The 5,551-nt window shown below is 48.4% G+C and carries 2 tRNA genes and 3 rRNA genes; all 5 read left to right on the top strand.

The features are described 5' to 3' along the window. Window positions 1–178: 178 nt before the first annotated feature. The 5 genes from RMB13_RS00490 (at window position 179) to rrf (ending at window position 5,543) form a co-directional block, all read left to right on the top strand. A 16S ribosomal RNA gene (locus RMB13_RS00490) occupies window positions 179–1,716 on the top strand. Window positions 1,717–1,775: 59 nt separating this feature from the next. After that, window positions 1,776–1,852, top strand: a tRNA-Ile gene (locus RMB13_RS00485). Between the two features lie 56 nt (window positions 1,853–1,908). Then, window positions 1,909–1,984: transfer RNA gene (locus RMB13_RS00480), tRNA-Ala, on the top strand. Window positions 1,985–2,354: 370 nt separating this feature from the next. Then, window positions 2,355–5,248, top strand: a 23S ribosomal RNA gene (locus RMB13_RS00475). Between the two features lie 180 nt (window positions 5,249–5,428). Beyond that, window positions 5,429–5,543: ribosomal RNA gene (gene rrf / locus RMB13_RS00470) — 5S ribosomal RNA — on the top strand. Together the 16S, 23S and 5S rRNA genes with 2 tRNA genes alongside form the textbook arrangement of a ribosomal RNA operon. The last annotated feature ends 8 nt before the right edge of the window (window positions 5,544–5,551 follow it).

The raw sequence follows: 5,551 nt of genomic DNA, 5'->3' as shown, positions 1-5,551 counted from the left end.
AAGATCATTAAGAGATTATGAAGAACAACTTGTGTGGATTTTTACTGATTGATTGATCGAAATATTATCATTGATTGATTGGTTTAAATTACTCGAAGTTTATTTGAGCGAAATTTAAGTCAGAAAATTGATGAGCCAGAATTGGCACCTTGTCTTTAATAAGGTGCAAAATGATTTTTAACTGAAGAGTTTGATCATGGCTCAGATTGAACGCTGGCGGCAGGCTTAACACATGCAAGTCGAGCGGGGTGATGGTGCTTGCACTATCACTTAGCGGCGGACGGGTGAGTAATGCTTAGGAATCTGCCTATTAGTGGGGGACAACATTTCGAAAGGAATGCTAATACCGCATACGTCCTACGGGAGAAAGCAGGGGATCTTCGGACCTTGCGCTAATAGATGAGCCTAAGTCGGATTAGCTAGTTGGTGGGGTAAAGGCCTACCAAGGCGACGATCTGTAGCGGGTCTGAGAGGATGATCCGCCACACTGGGACTGAGACACGGCCCAGACTCCTACGGGAGGCAGCAGTGGGGAATATTGGACAATGGGCGCAAGCCTGATCCAGCCATGCCGCGTGTGTGAAGAAGGCCTTATGGTTGTAAAGCACTTTAAGCGAGGAGGAGGCTACTGAAGTTAATACCTTCAGATAGTGGACGTTACTCGCAGAATAAGCACCGGCTAACTCTGTGCCAGCAGCCGCGGTAATACAGAGGGTGCAAGCGTTAATCGGATTTACTGGGCGTAAAGCGCGCGTAGGCGGCTAATTAAGTCAAATGTGAAATCCCCGAGCTTAACTTGGGAATTGCATTCGATACTGGTTAGCTAGAGTGTGGGAGAGGATGGTAGAATTCCAGGTGTAGCGGTGAAATGCGTAGAGATCTGGAGGAATACCGATGGCGAAGGCAGCCATCTGGCCTAACACTGACGCTGAGGTGCGAAAGCATGGGGAGCAAACAGGATTAGATACCCTGGTAGTCCATGCCGTAAACGATGTCTACTAGCCGTTGGGGCCTTTGAGGCTTTAGTGGCGCAGCTAACGCGATAAGTAGACCGCCTGGGGAGTACGGTCGCAAGACTAAAACTCAAATGAATTGACGGGGGCCCGCACAAGCGGTGGAGCATGTGGTTTAATTCGATGCAACGCGAAGAACCTTACCTGGCCTTGACATAGTAAGAACTTTCCAGAGATGGATTGGTGCCTTCGGGAACTTACATACAGGTGCTGCATGGCTGTCGTCAGCTCGTGTCGTGAGATGTTGGGTTAAGTCCCGCAACGAGCGCAACCCTTTTCCTTATTTGCCAGCGAGTAATGTCGGGAACTTTAAGGATACTGCCAGTGACAAACTGGAGGAAGGCGGGGACGACGTCAAGTCATCATGGCCCTTACGGCCAGGGCTACACACGTGCTACAATGGTCGGTACAAAGGGTTGCTACCTAGCGATAGGATGCTAATCTCAAAAAGCCGATCGTAGTCCGGATTGGAGTCTGCAACTCGACTCCATGAAGTCGGAATCGCTAGTAATCGCGGATCAGAATGCCGCGGTGAATACGTTCCCGGGCCTTGTACACACCGCCCGTCACACCATGGGAGTTTGTTGCACCAGAAGTAGGTAGTCTAACCGCAAGGAGGACGCTTACCACGGTGTGGCCGATGACTGGGGTGAAGTCGTAACAAGGTAGCCGTAGGGGAACCTGCGGCTGGATCACCTCCTTAACGAAAGATTGACGATTGGTAAGAATCCACAACAAGTTGTTCTTCATAGATGTATCTGAGGGTCTGTAGCTCAGTTGGTTAGAGCACACGCTTGATAAGCGTGGGGTCACAAGTTCAAGTCTTGTCAGACCCACCATGACTTTGACTGGTTGAAGTTATAGAAAAGAAGATACATAACTGATGATGTAAGCTGGGGACTTAGCTTAGTTGGTAGAGCGCCTGCTTTGCACGCAGGAGGTCAGGAGTTCGACTCTCCTAGTCTCCACCAGAACTTAAGAGAAGTTCGGATTACAGAAATTAGTAAATAAAGATTAAGATCTTGGTTTATTAACTTCTGTGATTTAAGTATCACGGTATTAAGCATGACCTGACGAAGGCATGTTTATTCATTAACAGATTGGCAAAATTGAGTCTGAAATAAATTGTTCACTCAATAATGAAAAGAGAGGAAGTAATTCTGATCTTGGAATTAATTGAGAACTAGCAAATTAACTGAATCAAGCGTTTTGGTATATGAATTAGATTGAAGCTGTACAGTGTTTAAATACACAGTACTTCAAACTGTAAGAGATTGATGAGAAATCATTGATCATGTCTTATTACTCCTTGTAGGTAATAACGACTGTTTGGGGTTGTATAGTCAAGTAATTAAGTGCATGTGGTGGATGCCTTGGCAGTCAGAGGCGATGAAAGACGTAATAGCCTGCGATAAGCTCCGGGGAGGCGGCAAATATCCTTTGATCCGGAGATTTCTGAATGGGGGAACCCACCTACTTTAAGGTAGGTATTGCAACATGAATACATAGTGTTGCAAGGCGAACGAGGGGAAGTGAAACATCTCAGTACCCTTAGGAAAAGAAATCAATTGAGATTCCCTTAGTAGCGGCGAGCGAACGGGGATCAGCCCATTAAGTTATGTGTGTTTTAGTGGAACGCTCTGGGAAGTGCGAACGTAGAGGGTGATATTCCCGTACACGAAAGGGCACACATAATGATGACGAGTAGGGCGAGGCACGTGAAACCTTGTCTGAATATGGGGGGACCATCCTCCAAGGCTAAATACTCCTGACTGACCGATAGTGAACCAGTACCGTGAGGGAAAGGCGAAAAGAACCCCTGTGAGGGGAGTGAAATAGATCCTGAAACCGCATGCATACAAGCAGTGGGAGCCGACTTGTTCGGTGACTGCGTACCTTTTGTATAATGGGTCAGCGACTTATATTCAGTAGCGAGGTTAACCGTATAGGGGAGCCGTAGAGAAATCGAGTCTTAATAGGGCGTTTAGTTGCTGGGTATAGACCCGAAACCAGGCGATCTATCCATGAGCAGGTTGAAGGTTGGGTAACACTAACTGGAGGACCGAACCCACTGTCGTTGAAAAGCCAGGGGATGACTTGTGGATAGGGGTGAAAGGCTAATCAAGCCTGGTGATAGCTGGTTCTCCCCGAAAGCTATTTAGGTAGCGCCTCGGACGAATACCATAGGGGGTAGAGCACTGTTTCGGCTAGGGGGTCATCCCGACTTACCAAACCGATGCAAACTCCGAATACCTATGAGTACTATCCGGGAGACAGACTGCGGGTGCTAACGTCCGTAGTCAAGAGGAAAACAATCCAGACCGCCAGCTAAGGCCCCAAAATCATAGTTAAGTGGGAAACGATGTGGGAAGGCATAGACAGCTAGGAGGTTGGCTTAGAAGCAGCCACCCTTTAAAGAAAGCGTAATAGCTCACTAGTCGAGTCGGCCTGCGCGGAAGATGTAACGGGGCTAAAACTATGTGCCGAAGCTGCGGATTTGACTTTTAAGTCAAGTGGTAGGGGAGCGTTCTGTAAGCCGATGAAGGTGTATTGAGAAGTATGCTGGAGGTATCAGAAGTGCGAATGCTGACGTGAGTAACGACAAAACGGGTGAAAAACCCGTTCGCCGAAAGACCAAGGGTTCCAGTCCAACGTTAATCGGGGCTGGGTGAGTCGACCCCTAAGGCGAGGCCGAAAGGCGTAGTCGATGGGAAATTGGTTAATATTCCAATACTTCTGTGTAATGCGATGAGAGGACGGAGAAGGTTAAGTCAGCCTGGCGTTGGTTGTCCAGGTGAAAGGAAGTAGGCATGCATCTTAGGCAAATCCGGGGTGCTCTATGCTGAGATCTGATAGCAAGCTGTACTTGTACAGCGAAGTGGCTGATACCATGCTTCCAGGAAAAGTCTCTAAGCTTCAGTTACACAGGAATCGTACCCTAAACCGACACAGGTGGTCAGGTCGAGTAGACCAAGGCGCTTGAGAGAACTCTGCTGAAGGAACTAGGCAAAATGGTACCGTAACTTCGGGAGAAGGTACGCTGTTGTTGGTGATGGAACTTGCTTCCTGAGCTGATGACAGCCACAGAAACCAGGCCGCTGCAACTGTTTATTAAAAACATAGCACTCTGCAAACACGAAAGTGGACGTATAGGGTGTGATGCCTGCCCGGTGCTGGAAGGTTAATTGATGGGGTTAGCGTAAGCGAAGCTCTTGATCGAAGCCCCAGTAAACGGCGGCCGTAACTATAACGGTCCTAAGGTAGCGAAATTCCTTGTCGGGTAAGTTCCGACCTGCACGAATGGCATAATGATGGCGGCGCTGTCTCCAGCAGAGGCTCAGTGAAATCGAAATCGCTGTGAAGATGCAGTGTACCCGCGGCTAGACGGAAAGACCCCGTGAACCTTTACTGCAGCTTGACATTGAACTTTGACCTTACTTGTGTAGGATAGGTGGGAGGCTTTGAAGTTGGAACGCTAGTTCCAATGGAGCCGTCCTTGAAATACCACCCTGGTAATGTTGAGGTTCTAACTCTGCCCCGTAATCCGGGGCGAGGACCATGTCTGGTGGGTAGTTTGACTGGGGCGGTCTCCTCCTAAAGAGTAACGGAGGAGTACGAAGGTGCGCTCAGCGTGGTCGGAAATCACGCGTAGAGTATAAAGGCAAAAGCGCGCTTAACTGCGAGACCCACAAGTCGAGCAGGTACGAAAGTAGGTCTTAGTGATCCGGTGGTTCTGTATGGAAGGGCCATCGCTCAACGGATAAAAGGTACTCTGGGGATAACAGGCTGATACCGCCCAAGAGTTCATATCGACGGCGGTGTTTGGCACCTCGATGTCGGCTCATCTCATCCTGGGGCTGAAGCAGGTCCCAAGGGTATGGCTGTTCGCCATTTAAAGAGGTACGCGAGCTGGGTTTAGAACGTCGTGAGACAGTTCGGTCCCTATCTACCGTGGGCGCTGGAAATTTGAGAGGATCTGCTCCTAGTACGAGAGGACCAGAGTGGACGAACCTCTGGTGTACCGGTTGTGACGCCAGTCGCATCGCCGGGTAGCTATGTTCGGAAGGGATAACCGCTGAAAGCATCTAAGCGGGAAGCCTACCTCAAGATAAGATTTCCCTAGGACTTTATGTCCTCTAAAGAGCCGTTCGAGACTAGGACGTTGATAGGTTGGATGTGGAAGCATAGTGATATGTGAAGCTGACCAATACTAATTGCTCGTGAGGCTTGACTATACAACACCCAAGCAGTTGTATATAAAGCATCAATCGATTCATTAATATGCAAAGCAACTTGATTTAGTTATACACTTAGCTAAAATGAACAAAATATTAAGACTCAATCAGCCCATCTGTAAAGATTTGGAAAACGCATCGGCAACCAATAAGACCAATGCAAGTATCCATACCAGTTGTGCTGGCGACCATAGCAAGAGTGAACCACCTGATCCCTTCCCGAACTCAGAAGTGAAACCTCTTAGCGCTGATGGTAGTGTGGGGTTTCCCATGTGAGAGTAAGTCATCGCCAGCTCATTATTC

Source organism: Acinetobacter sp. V102_4 (assembly GCF_031799005.1).
GTDB classification, from domain to species: Bacteria; Pseudomonadota; Gammaproteobacteria; order Pseudomonadales; family Moraxellaceae; genus Acinetobacter; species Acinetobacter calcoaceticus.
This window is presented reverse-complemented; position numbering and strand designations above follow the sequence as displayed.